This window comes from Pseudonocardia autotrophica, assembly GCF_003945385.1.
GTDB lineage: Bacteria > Actinomycetota > Actinomycetes > Mycobacteriales > Pseudonocardiaceae > Pseudonocardia > Pseudonocardia autotrophica.
This window is the reverse complement of the sequence record NZ_AP018921.1, coordinates 220,957-235,591: the sequence shown is the minus strand read 5'-3', so window position 1 is coordinate 235,591 and position 14,635 is coordinate 220,957. Positions and strand designations below refer to the sequence as shown.

Sequence of the window (14,635 nt, the reverse complement as noted above, 5' to 3'; positions counted from 1 at the left end):
AGAATCGACAAAGCTCGATCCAGTGATCCTGCGAGGTTGCACTCTGCTTCGACGGACGTCAATATAGAAGCATGTCTAACAAGGAGCCGCCGGGCGTGGCGTCGTCGTGCTGGTCGCCGCTGGTCGGCCAACCGATCTCCCCGGAGCACGCGAGCGAGATCTCCCGCGTGTTCAAGGCCCTCGGAGACCCCGTCCGGCTGCGCCTGTTGTCCCTGATCGCCTCCCACGCCGGCGGCGAGGCCTGCGTGTGCGACCTGACCGAGGTCTTCGACCTGTCCGGCCCGACGATCTCGCACCACCTCAAGGTGCTGCGCGAGGCCGAGCTGATCACCGGTGAACGCCGCGGCACCTGGATCCACTACCGCGTCGTCCCACAGCGACTCGCCTCACTGGCCGACCTGCTGATCCCGACCACCGCGGAGACCGTCGCATCATGAGCACGGAGAACACCACCGGCGCCGCCCAGCAGGCGGCCACCGACCCGACCGAGGCCGGCGTCGTCGCCCGCCTGTCCACCCTCGACCGCTTCCTGGCGGTCTGGATCATCGTCGCCATGGTCGCCGGGCTCCTGCTCGGCCGCCTGGTCCCCGGGCTCGCCCCCGCCCTGGACGCCCTGGCGATCGACGGCATCTCGCTGCCGATCGCCCTCGGCCTGCTGATCATGATGTACCCGGTGCTGGCGAAGGTCCGCTACGACCGCCTCGACACCGTCACCGGCGACCGCAAGCTCCTGATCACCTCGCTGGTGCTCAACTGGGTCCTCGGCCCGGCACTGATGTTCGCCCTGGCCTGGCTGATGCTGCCCGACCTGCCCGAGTACCGCACCGGGCTGATCATCGTCGGGCTCGCCCGCTGCATCGCCATGGTCATCATCTGGAACGACCTGGCCTGCGGGGACCGCGAGGCCGCCGCCGTGCTCGTCGCGCTGAACTCGGTGTTCCAGGTCGTCATGTTCGGTGTGCTCGGCTGGTTCTACCTGGTCGTGCTGCCCGGCTGGCTCGGCCTGCCCGTCACCGACGTGTCGTTCTCCACCTGGGACATCGTGAAATCGGTGCTGGTGTTCCTCGGGATCCCGCTGCTCGCCGGATACCTCACGCGCCGGTTCGGCGAGAAGGCCAAGGGCCGAGCCTGGTACGAGGAGACGTTCCTCCCGCGGATCGGGCCGTTCGCGCTCTACGGGCTGCTGTTCACCATCGTGCTGCTGTTCGCGCTGCAGGGCGAGGCCATCACCTCCCAGCCGCTCGACGTCGCCCGGATCGCGCTACCGCTGCTCGCCTACTTCGCCCTGATGTGGGCCGGCTCCTACGCCCTCGGCCGGGCGGTCGGGATGGGCTACGAACGCACCACCACCCTGGCGTTCACCGCCGCCGGCAACAACTTCGAGCTCGCCATCGCCGTGGCCATCGGCACGTTCGGCGTCACCTCCGGCCAGGCGCTGGCCGGGGTCGTCGGGCCACTGATCGAGGTGCCGGTGCTCGTCGCGCTGGTGTATGTGTCGCTGTGGCTGCGCCGGCGCCTGTTCGCACCGACGACCACACCGACCACGCAGACCGAGCAGGCAAACCCCCAGCCCACACGGGACGCCCGGTCATGAACTGCCTGGACTGCGCCACCCGGTGCCAGCAGGCGCGACCCGCGGTCGCGGTGTGCCAGGGCTGTGGCGCGGCTATCTGCCTTGAGCACACCTGGGTGAACCACCGAGCCTGCCATCCACCCGGGATGGCCGGGCCCGCCCGTGCAGCGAGCCGGGTCCTGCGCTGCGAGTTCTGCGGCACGCGCACCAACAACCAGACTGCCGCCGCGGCGGCCGTCGGCTCACGCGTCGCCCCCGGCGCAGATCTGGGCTGCCTGCGGGGAACCGGCTCGAGTCCCGATCCGTCGTAGGCACCCCACGCCGACACCCAACACCGCAAGACGGCGTGCGCGGCGCGTGATCTGCCATCGCGACGCCCCACTGTTCGAACCGGTGCCAACGCGCACCGCCGCTGCTCATGCTCAAGGAGCCCTGATGACCGCTGTAGCGATCGCGTTCGGCGTTCCCACCGGCCCCGGCCCCGGCCCCCGCCCCGGCCCCCGCCCTGGTCGGGGTCGCCGGGCCGCTGATCGAAGCGTCCATGCTCGTCGGCTTGGTGGAGGTGTCGCTGTGGCTGCGCCGGTGCCTGTTCGCCACCACCGACACACCCTGCCTCGCGCGGGCGAGACCCGATGAGCACCCGCTCGGCCGGCCAGTAGCGGACCATGCCATGGACGCCTTCTCGCCCGACGCCACGCCGGTCGTCGTCGCCATCGCGCGACGGCGCCCGGCGGGCGGTCGCAACCTCGAACACTTCGCCCTCACCAGCCCCCACGCCCGGCTTCACCAGACCGTCGACGAGCTGCGCCGCAGATTCCACGGCATCTTCGGCCCCGAGACGATCGAGGCCGTGGTCGTGGACGTGTTCACCGAGCTGGCGCTGACCGCCCGCATCACCGCCCACCTGCCCGTGCTCGCCGCCCGCCACGCCCGCGAGCGGCTCGCGGCAGTAGCCCGATCCCAAGGAGCCACCGTGACCACCGCAGCTGCGGTTCCCGAAGTCCTGTTCGTCTGCGTGCACAACGCCGGGCGCAGCCAGATGGCCGCCGCCCTGCTGGCCCACCACGCGGCCGGCGCCGTCCGGGTCACCTCGGCCGGATCCGCCCCGGCCGACAGCATCAACCCTGCCGTCCGCGACGTCATGGCCGAGTTCGGCCTGAGCCTGGACACCGAGTTCCCCAAGCGCCTGACTACCGAGGCGGTCGAAGCGGCCGACGTCGTGATCACTATGGGCTGTGGTGACGCCTGCCCGGTGTTCCCCGGCAAGCGCTACCTCGACTGGGAGCTGACCGATCCCGCCGGCAAAGCCGCGGAGCAGATCCGCCCCATCCGCGACGACATCGACGCCCGGGTACGCCACCTGCTCGCCGAGCTGACCGGTACCCCGACCGAAGCGGCGACGTCGTGACCGACACGCCTGCGGTGCTGTTCGTCTGCGTCCGTAACGGCGGCAAGTCCCAGATGGCCGCCGGGCTGATGCGCCAGGCCGCCGGCGACCGGGTCGAGGTCCACTCCGCCGGCACCAACCCGGGGGAGATGATCAACGCCCTGTCCGCGCAGGCGCTGGCCGAATCCGGCGCGGACATCAGCGGCGAGTCCCCGACGTCGATCGACCCCGAGCTGCTCCGGCGCGTCGACCTCGTGGTCACTCTTGGCCGGGACGCGCGGGTCGACGCCGGTGACACCGAGGTCCGTACGTGGGACACCGACGAGCCCTCCGCCCGCGGGATCGAGGGACTCGACCGCATGCGCCTGATCCGTGACGACATCGCCGCTCGGGTCGACGACCTGCTCGCCGAATTGACCGGGCCGAGCCCGAACCCGTGACCCGTACCCCTGACACCGCCGATCGCGACCTGCCCGTGGTCGTGATCGGCGGTGGCCAGGCCGGCCTCGCCGCGGGCTACTACCTGCGCCGAGCGCAGGTCCCGTTCGTCATCCTCGATGCCCAGACCGGGCCCGGCGGCGCCTGGCGACACGGCTGGGACTCGCTGCGCCTGTTCTCCCCCGCGCGCTACAGCCCTCTGCCCGGGTGGTGGATGCCCGACCAGCCCGCAGAGCCCTTCCCGACCGCCGGCCACGTCCGCACCTACCTCGACGACTACGAGCGGCGTTACGCACTCGACGTCCGCCGCCCCGTCGACGTCACCGCCGTACAGGCCTACCCGGACCACCTGGCCGTCAGCACCGCACAGGGCAGCTGGCGCGCCCGGGCGGTCATCAGCGCCACCGGTACCTGGCGCTGCCCGCACGTCCCAGATCTACCCGGCCGCGCGGAGTTCACCGGCCGCCAGATCCACACCGTCAACTACCACCGGCCCGACCCGTTCCGTGGTCAGCGCGTCGGTGTGGTCGGTGGTGCGAACTCCGCGGCGCAGATCCTCGCCGAGGTCTCCACCGTTGCGACGACGCACTGGTTCACCCTGGCCCCACCGCGATTCCTGCCCGACGATGTCGACGGCCGGGTCCTGTTCGACGTCGCCACCCAACGCGAACTCGCCCAGCGCGAGGGACGCCCGGACACCGGTGGTGTCGCCGCGCTCGGCGACATCGTCATGATCCCCAGCGTCAAGGCCGCCCGGGACCGCGGGGTGCTGCGGGCCGAGCCCATGTTCGACCGGCTGACCTCGACCGGCGTCGCCCGCGACGACGGCTCCACCACCGACCTCGACGCCATCATCTGGTGCACCGGCTTCCGCCCAGCCCTCGCCCACCTCGCCCCGCTCGGCCTCAGCACCGACACGCACGGGCACCCGCGCACCGACGGCACCCGCAGCATCGACGAACCCCGACTGCACCTACTCGGCTACGGCGACTGGACCGGCGCCGCCGCCGCAACCCTGATCGGCGCGGGGCGAACGGCCCGCACGTGCGTAGAACAGATCATCGGACGACCCGCTCGTAGACCCGAGCCGAATCATGCTCGCCTCTGACCGTCGAGCGACAGTGCTTCAGCGGGGTTCGACGGGGAGGGGCGCGATGATCGGGTGATCGTTGCTGGTTGGGCCGAGGCGTGCGGCGCCGCCGGGGCTGCCGTAGGAGTCGAAGAACTCGGCGTTGATCTGGGTGTAGGTGCTCCACTGCTCGGGGAGGTCGTCCTCGTAGTAGATGGCTTCGACGGGGCAGACCGGCTCGCAGGCACCGCAGTCGACGCACTCGTCAGGGTGGATGTAGAGCATCCGCGCGCCCTCGTAGATGCAGTCGACGGGGCATTCCTCGATGCAGGACTTGTCCATCACGTCGACGCACGGTTCGGCGATCACATAGGTCACGGCGACTCCTCGCGGTCGTCGGTGCGGCGTGTCGTAGTGGCCTGCCCTGACGGTGCTGTGGGTGCGGGGGCCCGCTGGGGGATCAGGCGGGGCAGAAAACGGACGAATACGACCATACCGATCAGCTCGACCAGGGTTTGGGCGATCACGACCGCCGGGGTGACCGCGAACATCGGTGGGAGAGCGAGCGCGAGGGGTAGCACCACCAGCGAGTTCCGCGTGGCGCCGCTGAACACCAACGCCCGTGTCGCGGGCACGTCGAAGCGGAACGCGCGGGCGGTCGCGATCCCCACGGCGGCCATGACCACCAGGAATCCGACGTAGATCGGCAGCACCGGCACGATCGCGCCGAGTTGCCCGGACAGGGTGGGAACCTGGCTGGTGACCACGACAGCGAGGGTCAGGGTCATCAACGGCACCATGGCCGCGGTCGCGGCCCGCTCGGTCACGGCGACGGCGCGGAAGCGTCCGCGCAGCCGCCCGGTGACCCAGGCCAGTACCAATGGGGCGGCGATGAGCAGCCCGAAGGCGTCCAAGAACGGGCCGGGCTCGATCGCACCTACCAGGTCCGGGCCCACGGCGACGAGCACAAACAGGGGCAGCACGACGATCTGGGCGAGCATGAGCAGCGGGGAGATCGCCAGCAGTCGGCGTTCGTCGCCGCCGGCCAGACCGCAGAACACGATGACGTAGTCGATGCACGGGGTCAGCAACACCAGCAGCACCCCGAACAGCACCGCCCGCTCGAGCCCCAGCGGCAGGATCGCGGCGGCCACCAGCACCGGGACGAGTACGAAGTTGAGGACCAGCGCCGCGGTGACGAAGCGCCCGTCGCGCAGCGAGCGGGTGATCTGGGCGAACGGGACCTGCAGGAACGTGGCGTAGAGCAGCAGTCCGAGCACGGGGTAGATCGCAACCTCGACCGCGGCCGCGGTCGACTCGGGGAGCAGCACCCCGATCACTGCACCGACAGCCAGCCCGGTGAGGTAGATCGGGATCTGGTGTCGTTCCCACCACGCCACGACGGTCTCGACGCTCACGAGCGGCCCCCACCCGTCATCGTGGCAACCGTCGCCGCGGTCGCCGGCCCCTGGCTGACGGGGACAGGCCCGAACAGGCTTGTGGCGACCTCGGCGGCCTCGTCGTCGGGTACGCGTACCTCGACGACGACTCCGGGTCCGATGGTCAGAGACATGGCCAGGCTCGGGCAGCAGTCTTGCTCGGCGCGGACCAGCGCGGCCAGCTCACCTGCGCCGCCGTCCTCGAGCACCGCCGGGTCGAAGCCGACCTGTACCCGGTCGGCCAGGCGCTCACGGCTCGTGGCGTGCACGAGCAACCGCGACCAGCGGGCCCACCGGCCCCGCCAGCTCGGCGCCGGCAACGAACACGCCGCCCCGGCGCTGTCGGGGACCTCGAGCGCCGCCGGCGCGGGCGACGGGATCGGTCCCGCAGCCGCTCGCGGGCCGGGGATCGGTCGGGGCGGTCCGGCGGTGGCGGAGTGGCCCGGGGCGGTGTCCTGCGCGCGGGTCAGGAAGGTGCAGGAGGCGTCGCAGGGGCCCTCGCGGTCGATCCCGTCGAGTACGCGGCGGGCGTCGTCGAGGCGGGCGGTGAACTCCTGCAGCGCGGTGATCTGCTCGCGGGCCTCGGCGCAGCGCCGGGCGAGCATCGGCGCCAGCGTCCGCTGCACCTCCCGGCAGCCCTCGCGCTGCCACGGACGCAGCAGAATCCGGATGTCGTCGAGGGAGAGCCCCAAGCCCTTGGCCGTGGCGATGAACCGCAGTTGATCGAGGGCCTCGTCGTCGAAAAGTCGATACCCCGACGCCGAGCGCCGCGGCGTGAGCAGCCCCTGCTGCTCGTAGTACCGCAACGTCGTCGCCGGCACCCCGGCGTGCTCGGCCAACTGGGAAACCTTCAGCCCGTCCACGATCCCGAACGCTAAACCCGCTACCCGACTCGAAGGTCAAGGGTTAAGAGCGTCCGGCAAATGAACCGCCCCGGTGTGTCGGGAGACTCGATCTTCTGAGGAGATGGAGTCATGACCTATCGCGCCCAGCCCTACCCGCGGGAGCTTCGTGAGCGGGCGGTCCGGATGGTTGCCGAGGTGACCCCGAACTACGACTCGCAGTGGGCCGCGATCGGCGCGGTCGCGCAGAAACTCGGCGTTGGGACGGCGGAGACGGTGCGCAAGTGGGTCCGCCAGGCCGAGATCGACCAGGGCCAGCGACCGGGCGGGAGCACGGAGGAGTCCGCGGAGATCAAGCGGCTCAAGCGTGAGGTGGCCGAGCTGCGCCGGGCGAATGAGATCCTGAAAGCGGCGTCCTTGGACTCAACCGGTCAGCGCAACAGTGCCGCGATTCTATCGGCCGGGGTGTCGAAGTCGAGGGTCTTGCGCGGCCTCGTGTTCAGCTGATGGGCGACCTGGTCGAGGTCGTCCTGAGAGAAGTCGATGCGCGTGCCCTTCGGGAAGTACTGGCGCAGAAGGCGATTGGTGTTCTCGTTCGTGCCGCGCTGCCAGGGGCTTGCGGGGTCGGCGAAGTAGACCTGCAGGCCGGTGTTCGCGCTGACGGTCTTGTGCCCGGCCAGCTCCATCCCGCGGTCCCAGGTCAGGGACTTGAGCACCTGCGCGGGCAGCCGTGTCATCACCGTCGACAGGCCATGGGTCACCGAGCGCATGTCCTTGCCGGACAGTGCGACGAGCACCGTGAACCGAGTGGAGCGCTCGACCACGGTGGCGATCTGAGTCTGCCCACGACCAATGAGCAGGTCGCCCTCCCAGTGCCCGGGCACGGCTCGGTCGGCGACCTCGGCGGGCCGGTGACGGATGGAGACCGCGTCGGTGATCTGGGAGCGCCACTGCCCGGTCACGGTGTTGTGCACGTTGCGCCGGATCGGCCGCCCCGACCGCAGGTGGCGTTGCAGGTTCTTGGCCAGCACGCCGCGGGCCTGCACGAACAGCGACTTGTAGATCGTCTCGTGTGACACCCGCATCCCCGATCCCGGCTCGTGGTGCTTGCGCAGGTACCCGGCGATCTGCTCCGGGGACCAGTCCACCCCGAGCTTGCCCGACACGAAGCGGCGCAGCCGCTCGTTGCGCGCCAGAAGGCACAGCTTCGGGCGCCGGGCCCGCCGCCAGGCCTGGTCCTCCGCGTCCACGGCCCGGTACTTGCGCGGCCCCTTGTTCCGGCCGATCTCACGGCTGATCGTCGACGGGGAGCGGCCGAGGCGGGCGGCGATCGTGCGCATCGACTCCTCACGCGCCAGGCCACGAGAGATCTCCTCCCGCTCAGCGAGGGTCAGCGAACCCTCACGGCGCCGCCGCGGCGCAGGCACATACCCGCCGGTGCCCTTCAGCACGGTGAACACCGAACCGGGCGGGCGCAGGATGGCCCGCGCGATCTGGGAGATCGACTCCCCACGCGCCCAGCGGTCCCACAGCTGCTGCCTGTCCTCGTCCGACATCCCCGGACGACCCAACTTCGCCACCGCCACCACCTCCACCATGATCATTTATCACGGTGTTGCGCTGACCGGTTGAGTCCAAGTCGGCTTTCTTCGCGGCCGAGCTCGACCGGCCCTCGACACGCTCGTGAGGTTCATCGCCGCCCACGCCGAGCAGGACGCGGGCGGGTTGCGGTGGGGAGTCGAGCCGATCTGCAGAGTGCTCTCCGAGCACGGCTGCCCGATCGCCCCATCGACCTACTACGCCGCTCGCGCCGCGAAGGCGCAGCCGTGCAAGCGGGCGCTGCGTGATGATCAGCTCAAGGTCGACATCGCCCGGGTGCACGCCCAGAACTACGGCGTCTACGGCGCCCGGAAGGTGTGGCTCGCGCTCAACCGCGAAGGCATCGCGGTGGCCCGTTGCACGGTGGAGCGGCTGATGGGCGAGCTGGGCCTGGTCGGTGCCCGTCGTGGTCGCCGGGTCCGCACCACCGTCGCGGACGCGGCCGCGCCGCGCCCGGCGGACCTGGTGGAGCGACGGTTCGACCCGCCGGCCCCGAACCGCACCTGGGTCGCGGACTTCACCTATGTCCCGACCTGGGCGGGGATGGTCTACGTGGCCTTCGTCCTCGACGCCTACGCCCGCCGCATCCTGGGCTGGCGCGCCGCCACGACGATGCGCACCGAGCTGGTGCTCGACGCGCTGGAGCAGGCCGTGTGGACCCGTCAACGCGAAGGCGTCGAGGACCTGTCCGGGTTGATCTGTCATCACGACGCCGGGTCGCAATACACCTCGATCGCCTACACCGAGCGCCTCGCCGCCGCCGGCATCGACCCGTCGGTCGGATCGGTCGGCGACGCCTATGACAACGCCCTGGCCGAGTCGGTGATCGGGCTGTTCAAGACCGAGCTGATCAAACCGCGGGGGCCGTGGCGGACCGTCGAGCAGGTCGAGATCGCCACCCTGGAATGGGTCGACTGGTTCAACCACCGCCGGCTGTTCGAGGCCTGCGGCGACATCCCACCCGCCGAACTCGAAGCGGCCCACTACCGTCAACACGCCGCCCTCACCGAGGCCGGCCACACAACCCCATGAGCCTCCGGACACGCCGGGGCGGTTCAAAATGATGTTCAGCGGAGTCGGCGGGTGGTCGGCCGGGTGGGCCAGCGGTAGAGCACGCGTGCGCGGTTGATCAGGCGGCGGATCACGGTCAACGCGGCGGCGAGGTTGAGGTAGAACTCGGCGATGTCGCGGCGCTTGTCGGTGAACCGGCGCAGCTTGCCGAACCCGTTCATCCACGCGTGCAAGCGCTCGACCGGCCACCGCCGCCCAGCCTGGATCGGGGCGGGTTCGCCCTTGAGCGCGATGTGGGCGTCATAGCCGAGGACCTCGAGCAGGTCGCGAGTCTTGGCCGAGTCGTAGCCCCGGTCCAGATGCATGCCCGGCAGATCGGGCAACGGACCGATCATGTCGCAAACCCCGGCCAGGGTGGGTTCGAGCAACGGCGAGTCGTGATCATTGGCGCGGGCGGCGACCAGGTGCAGCGGGATCCCGTTCCCGGCGCCGGCCACCGAGCGTTTGGTGCCCTGTTTGCCCCGGTCAACCGGGCTGCGCCCGGATACCTCACCGCCGCACGGGGACTTGGTGATCGACCCGTCCACGGACAGGTCATCGAGGTCGAGTCCGATCATCTGGTCGTAGCCGGCCAGGGCCTGGCGCAGCGTTTCTCGACCGACGCCGGCCCGGGCCCAGTCGTCAAGGCGGCGGCGGATGGTGCGGTCCGAGCAGCCCGGTGAGGCGAGGCGTTCGTAGCCGCTGCCGTGCACCAGCGCGGCGAGCACGTGTTCGAACACGACCCGGTCCGGGATCCGGCGACGATGACAGCCCCACGGATGGGTCGGGGAGAACTCGGGCCGTCGTTCGGACCCGATCAGGTCAGCGAACTCGACCCACAGCGGCTCGATCAGGGATGCTGGCAACAGAGGCACGGACCCTCCAGGCGATCACAGGACTTCAGCAATCCCATGATCACTTCTGGGTCCGTGCCTCTACCTGCAACGACACGCGGCGACCTCATTTGCCGGACGCTCTAAGGCCGGGAGCACAGCCCCAAAGCGCTCGCAACGTCGCACGAGCGCTGGGAATGGTCTCCCGCTTGGCGCCTCCGCGGTGTCCGGTTGAGGAACCCCTACCGGCATTCCCGCCGGTCAACCACGCGCCATGAGTGTGGCCGCGAGCGCTTGGCGGCGTTGCTTCTTCAGCGGTATGTGGCGTTATAGGACGCCGATGACCAGTGATTCGCGGACGGCGTCGACGGCACCGTCGGTGTCGTCATCCCCACCCCAACCGTCGGCTGAGGGGCCCCCGGCCGATGCGGCGGCGGTCGGCTTGACCTGGTACCGCGGTACAGGGTTCATCCTGGACGCATGCGGACGAGCGAGGTGGCCGCGCGGGCGCGGGTGAACCCGCAGACGCTGCGGTACTACGAGCGCCGGGGGTTGTTGCCGGAGCCGGAGCGCTCGGCGTCGGGCTACCGGGCGTACGGCCCGCAGGCGGTGCGGCTGGTGCGGTTCATCAAGCGGGCTCAGGATCTCGGCTTCACCCTCGACGACGTGGAGTCGTTGTTGCATCTGGCCGATGGCGGCCCGCAGAGCTGCGACGCCGCCCGCGAGCTGGCGACAGCGAAGATCAGGGACCTGGATGCCCGGATCGCGGACCTGCGGGCGATGCGGTCGGGGCTGGCCCGGCTGGTGCAGACCTGCGAGCAGCCGCGGGACCGGCGGGAATGCCCGATCCTCATCGAGATCGGCAGCGCGGAGGAGGAACGACCGTGAACAGCGCCGAGGGGCCGCTGCGGGTCACGTCGTTGTGCGAGACCGGGCGGGGCGGAGTCGCCGCCCGGCAGGCGGGCTTGACCACGACGACCCGGCAGGTGCACCGCACGGTGCTGCGCGCGTTCCTGGCGACCGGGCAGGCACCGCACCGCGACGACCTCGTGCACCCGGAGGGCGGCGACCTGGCGGAGGCGTTCAGCCGGCTCGATGAGGTGGATCTGGTGCACCTGGACGACGGATGTGTCGCTGTGGCTTACCCGTTCTCCGGGGTTCCGACGGGACACGTGGTGCGCCTCGCTGGCGGGGCGCCGGTGCACGCGATGTGCGCGCTCGACGCGCTGGGCATACCGCTGATGACCGGCCGGGACGGCGTCATTGAGTCGGCGGATCCGGGTGACGGGCGGCCGGTCCGCGTCGAACGCCGCGGCGGGACCTGGTACTGGTCGCCGGAGCAGACAGTCATCCTGCTGGCGCAGACCCGCGGGTGCGGTCCGGCCGCCGACTGCCTGTGCCCGGCGATCGCGTTCCACTGGAAGCGGGAGCGGGCCGAGGCGTACCTGCGGTCCCACCCGGAGCTGACCGGGCTTGTGCTCGACCAAGCCCGGGCTGTCGAGATCGCCGAGTGGTCGTTCGGGCCGCTGCTGGCCGGCGAGCGTGGGCTGGACGTCTCGCCACGGACGGAGGTTCGCGCATGATCGTGGAAATGCTGCACACCGAGGGGTGCCCGCACGCCGAGGAGTATCTGCCGCGTTTGCGACGGCTCGTCGCCGAGGCCGGCGTGTCCGACCCGGTCCGGGTGCGAATGGTCGCCGACGCGGAGGAGGCGCAGCGCGAGCGGTTCCTCGGCTCGCCGACGGTCCGTGTCGACCGCCGCGATGTGGACCCCGGCGCGGACGCCCGGCGGGACTACGGACTGAGCTGCCGTCTCTACCGCGGCCCGAGTGGGGTCAGCGGCATGCCGCCGGATGATTGGGTGCTGGCGCTGCTCCGGTCGATGGGAGCGGTGGCTGACAACGAACGAGCACCAGAAGGGACGTGTTGATGCTGAGGACGACAGCCGCGGAGGCCGCAGAGGACCTGGCCGCGGCGGCGTCGGGTGGCTCGCGGTGACCACGATCGGCTATCCGGAGCTGCGCCGACTGCTCGACCAGGGGACGCAGCTGGTCGAGGTGCTCCCGGTCGAGGAGTACGCCGAGATGCACCTGCCCGGCGCGGTCAACATCCCGCTCAAGACGCTCGACGCCGCCACCACCACAGACCTCGACCGCGGCTGCCCCGTCGTCGTCTACTGCTGGGACGGCCTTTGAGACATGAGCCCACGAGCCGCGTGCCGGCTCGACACCCTCGGGTTCAGCCAGGTCTACGACTACATGCCGGGCAAGGTCGACTGGCTCGCCCGCAACCTGCCCGTCGAGGGCACCGACGCCGGCGCCCCGCTCATCGGCAGGCATCTACGCGACGAGGTCGTCACCGCCGCTCCCGACGAGCCGATCGCGGATGTGCGCGCCTGCGTGGCGGCGTCGCCGCACAGCTTCGCGCTGGTCACCACCGCCGACCGCGTCCTGCTCGGCCGACTCCGCGGCACCCACCTCGACCATGCCGACGCCAACGCCGTGACGGCAGAAGTGATGGAAGCCGGACCGTCCACGCTTCGCCCGCACGAGCCCGTGGACGCGGTGCGGGCGCACCTCGTCGACAAGGGCCATGCCTACGCGATCGTGACCGACCCGGATGGCCGGCTCCTCGGCACGGTCCATGCCGACGACCTGATGTAGACCACGGCCGATCTTGGGGAGTACCGATGACCGCAGGAGCGGGACCAGAGCGCGCATCCTCGCCGGCGTGCTGGTGCTGCGGCGGCGAGTTCGAGGAGGCAGAGCTGGTCCGTCTCGGCGCGCATCCCGAGGTCGGGATCTGCCGGGACTGCGCGGTGTGGGCCAAGCGGCGAGCCGCGGTCCGCCGCCACGAGCAGCACCCCTCGCTCCCTGGCCACTTGCGCAGCGGCCTCGACACCATCCGCAGCGCAGTGATCGCTCGCGGCTGGCACGAGCGCGGTGCGCTCGGCATGTTCCTGCGCCGAGTCGATCGCTGGCTGCCGTAGTGCCTTTGCCTACACGGCCCTGACTCGCACCCTGCCGTCCGCGCACCACAAGCGCGGTGACGAGGATTCGTTGAGGTTTCGATGAGCGATCCTGCACCCCGGATCGGTCTGCGCACGGTCTTCGCGCAGCGTCGATACCGGCGCCTGTGGTCGGCCCGGACGGTGTCGCAGTGCGGCGACGTGTTCGCGACGGTTGCGCTCGCGCTACTGGTGTTCGACCTGACCGGCTCGGCCCTGGGTGTCAGCGCGGTGGTGTTCGCCGAGATCCTGCCGGTACTGCTGCTCGCCCCACTCGCCGGGACGATCGTCGACCGGCTGCCGCGGGTGGCGGTGATGGTTGCTGCGGACCTGTGGCGGGCTGTGCTCGCCGTCGCGCTGATCGTGCTCGGCGACAATGTGGCGGCGGTCTATGTGATCGCGTTCGGGCTGTCGCTCGGCGCAGTGTTCTTCAACCCGGCGGCGAACAGCGTACTGCCGGCCCTGGTCCGCGACGACGAGCTCGTCGCGGCGAACAGCGGCGTGTGGACGGCCGCGGTGCTCAGTCAGATCGCGCTCGCCCCGCTCGCTGGCGTGCTGTACGCCGCCCTGGGCGCCGGCGCTGCGTTCGGCATCAACGCGGCGAGCTTCGTGCTCAGCGCGGTCCTGCTGGCCGGCCTGCGGGTGCCGGCCGCCGTGCGCTCGACGGAACGCCGCGGCTTCTTCGCCGACGCCATCGCCGGGCTGCGAGTCCTGGGAACGGATCGCTTGCTGCGCGCGCTCGGGGCCGGGCAGCTCCTCGCCGCGTTGTCGGCCGGCGCGACGTCCGCGCTGCTGGTCGTACTGGCCCGCGAGCACTTCGAGCTACCGCCCTCCGGCTACGGGTTCCTGCTCGGCGCGATCGGCGTCGGCGCCGAGCTCGGTCCGCTGGTGCTGACCCGACTGGTGAGCAATCCTCGGCGGCCCGCGTTCGTGTTCGGCCCGTACGTCGTCCGTGGCGTGGTCGACGTCGTGCTCGCCACCTTCGCCACGCTGCCGGTGGCCCTGGTTGCCCTCGCGGTCTACGGCCTGGGCACCTCCAGCGGTGCGGTCACCTTCAACTCGCTGCTCCAGGCGCACACCCCCGAGCACCTGCGCGGGCGCATTTTCGCCAGCTTTGACGTGTTCTGGCAGCTCGGCCGTCTGGTATCGCTGCTGGTCGGCGGCCTGCTCGCCGTCGCGATCGGCATCCAGGCCGTCTACTACCTCGGCGGCGCGCTGCTCTTGCTCGCGGCCGTCATCGGCTGGACGGCGATGCGCACTGGAGCCAACTCGACCAGCGGCACATAGGCCGTGGCCATCCCTCGTGTGCGGTCCAGGCGGTGATCTCCTCACGGCACAGGTCCTCCCTGCCGGACCATCCGAGGTACCCGCTACGCGGTTCCGGCCTGCGGTCGGGAG

At 70.8% G+C, this 14,635-nt stretch carries 16 protein-coding genes and 3 pseudogenes; 14 read left to right on the top strand and 5 right to left on the bottom strand.

The features are described 5' to 3' along the window. Positions 1 to 71 precede the first annotated feature (71 nt). The 5 genes from Pdca_RS34910 to Pdca_RS34890 all read left to right on the top strand — a co-directional run bounded on the left by Pdca_RS34910 (position 72) and on the right by Pdca_RS34890 (position 4,506). Positions 72 to 437 (top strand): ArsR/SmtB family transcription factor, encoded by a 366-nt coding sequence (locus Pdca_RS34910; RefSeq protein WP_085915366.1) that lies wholly within the window; start codon positions 72 to 74, stop codon positions 435 to 437. Next, positions 434 to 1,594: an ACR3 family arsenite efflux transporter gene (arsB, locus tag Pdca_RS34905; protein ID WP_125911740.1), complete on the top strand. Its 1,161-nt coding sequence runs from the start codon at positions 434 to 436 to the stop codon at positions 1,592 to 1,594. The genes Pdca_RS34910 and arsB overlap by 4 nt, the downstream gene beginning before the upstream one ends. Positions 1,595 to 2,243: 649 nt before the next feature. Beyond that, positions 2,244 to 2,981 carry an arsenate reductase/protein-tyrosine-phosphatase family protein gene (locus Pdca_RS34900; RefSeq protein ID WP_085916606.1) on the top strand — a complete coding sequence of 246 codons (738 nt, stop codon included), beginning with the start codon at positions 2,244 to 2,246 and terminating at the stop codon, positions 2,979 to 2,981. Then, the gene (locus Pdca_RS34895) at positions 2,978 to 3,400 is read left to right on the top strand and encodes an arsenate-mycothiol transferase ArsC (RefSeq protein ID WP_085916607.1); all 423 of its coding nucleotides are present in this window, start codon (positions 2,978 to 2,980) and stop codon (positions 3,398 to 3,400) included. Before Pdca_RS34900 ends, Pdca_RS34895 begins: the two co-directional genes overlap by 4 nt. Continuing rightward, positions 3,397 to 4,506 (top strand): ArsO family NAD(P)H-dependent flavin-containing monooxygenase, encoded by a 1,110-nt coding sequence (locus Pdca_RS34890; protein ID WP_085916608.1) that lies wholly within the window; start codon positions 3,397 to 3,399, stop codon positions 4,504 to 4,506. Before Pdca_RS34895 ends, Pdca_RS34890 begins: the two co-directional genes overlap by 4 nt. Positions 4,507 to 4,524: 18 nt before the next feature. Here the strand turns inward: Pdca_RS34890 and fdxA are convergent, their stop codons facing one another. The 3 genes from fdxA to Pdca_RS34875 are packed head-to-tail and all read right to left on the bottom strand — an operon-like array spanning position 4,525 to position 6,769. Further along, complete coding sequence (fdxA, locus tag Pdca_RS34885) at positions 4,525 to 4,845, bottom strand: ferredoxin (RefSeq protein ID WP_085916609.1); 321 nt, start codon at positions 4,843 to 4,845, stop codon at positions 4,525 to 4,527. Continuing rightward, on the bottom strand, positions 4,842 to 5,885 hold the full coding sequence (locus tag Pdca_RS34880) for an arsenic resistance protein (RefSeq protein ID WP_085916610.1): 1,044 nt from the start codon (positions 5,883 to 5,885) through the stop codon (positions 4,842 to 4,844). The genes fdxA and Pdca_RS34880 overlap by 4 nt, the downstream gene beginning before the upstream one ends. Next, positions 5,882 to 6,769 carry a MerR family transcriptional regulator gene (locus tag Pdca_RS34875; protein WP_085916611.1) on the bottom strand — a complete coding sequence of 296 codons (888 nt, stop codon included), beginning with the start codon at positions 6,767 to 6,769 and terminating at the stop codon, positions 5,882 to 5,884. The genes Pdca_RS34880 and Pdca_RS34875 overlap by 4 nt, the downstream gene beginning before the upstream one ends. Positions 6,770 to 6,880: 111 nt before the next feature. Here Pdca_RS34875 and Pdca_RS34870 point away from each other — a divergent pair. Next, positions 6,881 to 7,195, top strand: a pseudogene (locus tag Pdca_RS34870) (transposase); the annotation flags it as partial. Here the strand turns inward: Pdca_RS34870 and Pdca_RS34865 are convergent. Further along, on the bottom strand, positions 7,180 to 8,346 hold the full coding sequence (locus tag Pdca_RS34865; protein WP_408635076.1) for an IS30 family transposase: 1,167 nt from the start codon (positions 8,344 to 8,346) through the stop codon (positions 7,180 to 7,182). The pseudogene Pdca_RS34870 and the gene Pdca_RS34865 sit on opposite strands and share 16 nt — an antisense overlap. Before the next feature lie 46 nt (positions 8,347 to 8,392). Between Pdca_RS34865 and Pdca_RS34860 the strand changes: the two are divergent. Then, positions 8,393 to 9,379, top strand: a pseudogene (locus Pdca_RS34860) (IS3 family transposase); the annotation flags it as partial. A gap of 35 nt (positions 9,380 to 9,414) precedes the next feature. Here Pdca_RS34860 and Pdca_RS34855 read toward each other — a convergent pair. Beyond that, positions 9,415 to 10,272: an IS5 family transposase gene (locus Pdca_RS34855; RefSeq protein WP_085916614.1), complete on the bottom strand. Its 858-nt coding sequence runs from the start codon at positions 10,270 to 10,272 to the stop codon at positions 9,415 to 9,417. 438 nt (positions 10,273 to 10,710) lie between these two features. Between Pdca_RS34855 and Pdca_RS34850 the strand changes: the two genes are divergently transcribed. The 7 genes and pseudogenes from Pdca_RS34850 to Pdca_RS34820 all read left to right on the top strand — a co-directional run. After that, complete coding sequence (locus tag Pdca_RS34850; RefSeq protein WP_085916615.1) at positions 10,711 to 11,118, top strand: MerR family DNA-binding protein; 408 nt, start codon at positions 10,711 to 10,713, stop codon at positions 11,116 to 11,118. Beyond that, complete coding sequence (merB, locus tag Pdca_RS34845; protein ID WP_125911739.1) at positions 11,115 to 11,813, top strand: alkylmercury lyase family protein; 699 nt, start codon at positions 11,115 to 11,117, stop codon at positions 11,811 to 11,813. Before Pdca_RS34850 ends, merB begins: the two co-directional genes overlap by 4 nt. Further along, positions 11,810 to 12,160, top strand: coding sequence for a DF family (seleno)protein (locus Pdca_RS34840; protein WP_125911738.1), 351 nt, complete (start codon positions 11,810 to 11,812; stop codon positions 12,158 to 12,160). The genes merB and Pdca_RS34840 overlap by 4 nt, the downstream gene beginning before the upstream one ends. Before the next feature lie 64 nt (positions 12,161 to 12,224). Then, positions 12,225 to 12,425 (top strand): rhodanese-like domain-containing protein, encoded by a 201-nt coding sequence (locus Pdca_RS35940; RefSeq protein WP_158092367.1) that lies wholly within the window; start codon positions 12,225 to 12,227, stop codon positions 12,423 to 12,425. 3 nt (positions 12,426 to 12,428) lie between these two features. After that, positions 12,429 to 12,893 carry a CBS domain-containing protein gene (locus Pdca_RS34830; protein WP_085916618.1) on the top strand — a complete coding sequence of 155 codons (465 nt, stop codon included), beginning with the start codon at positions 12,429 to 12,431 and terminating at the stop codon, positions 12,891 to 12,893. 26 nt (positions 12,894 to 12,919) lie between these two features. Further along, the gene (locus tag Pdca_RS34825) at positions 12,920 to 13,219 is read left to right on the top strand and encodes a hypothetical protein (RefSeq protein ID WP_085916619.1); all 300 of its coding nucleotides are present in this window, start codon (positions 12,920 to 12,922) and stop codon (positions 13,217 to 13,219) included. Positions 13,220 to 13,300: 81 nt separating this feature from the next. Next, positions 13,301 to 14,473: pseudogene (locus Pdca_RS34820) on the top strand (MFS transporter); the annotation flags it as partial. Positions 14,474 to 14,635 lie beyond the last annotated feature (162 nt).

What these genes read in the sequence shown, in the direction of transcription:
- Pdca_RS34825 (WP_085916619.1), top strand. Translation starts at nt 12,920, where the DNA reads ATGACCGCAGGAGCGGGACCAGAGCGCGCATCCTCGCCGGCGTGCTGG.
- arsB (WP_125911740.1), top strand. Translation starts at nt 434, where the DNA reads ATGAGCACGGAGAACACCACCGGCGCCGCCCAGCAGGCGGCCACCGAC.
- Pdca_RS34840 (WP_125911738.1), top strand. Translation starts at nt 11,810, where the DNA reads ATGATCGTGGAAATGCTGCACACCGAGGGGTGCCCGCACGCCGAGGAG.
- Pdca_RS34830 (WP_085916618.1), top strand. Translation starts at nt 12,429, where the DNA reads ATGAGCCCACGAGCCGCGTGCCGGCTCGACACCCTCGGGTTCAGCCAG.
- Pdca_RS34865 (WP_408635076.1), bottom strand. Translation starts at nt 8,346, where the DNA reads ATGGTGGAGGTGGTGGCGGTGGCGAAGTTGGGTCGTCCGGGGATGTCG.
- Pdca_RS34910 (WP_085915366.1), top strand. Translation starts at nt 72, where the DNA reads ATGTCTAACAAGGAGCCGCCGGGCGTGGCGTCGTCGTGCTGGTCGCCG.
- Pdca_RS34900 (WP_085916606.1), top strand. Translation starts at nt 2,244, where the DNA reads ATGGACGCCTTCTCGCCCGACGCCACGCCGGTCGTCGTCGCCATCGCG.
- Pdca_RS34850 (WP_085916615.1), top strand. Translation starts at nt 10,711, where the DNA reads ATGCGGACGAGCGAGGTGGCCGCGCGGGCGCGGGTGAACCCGCAGACG.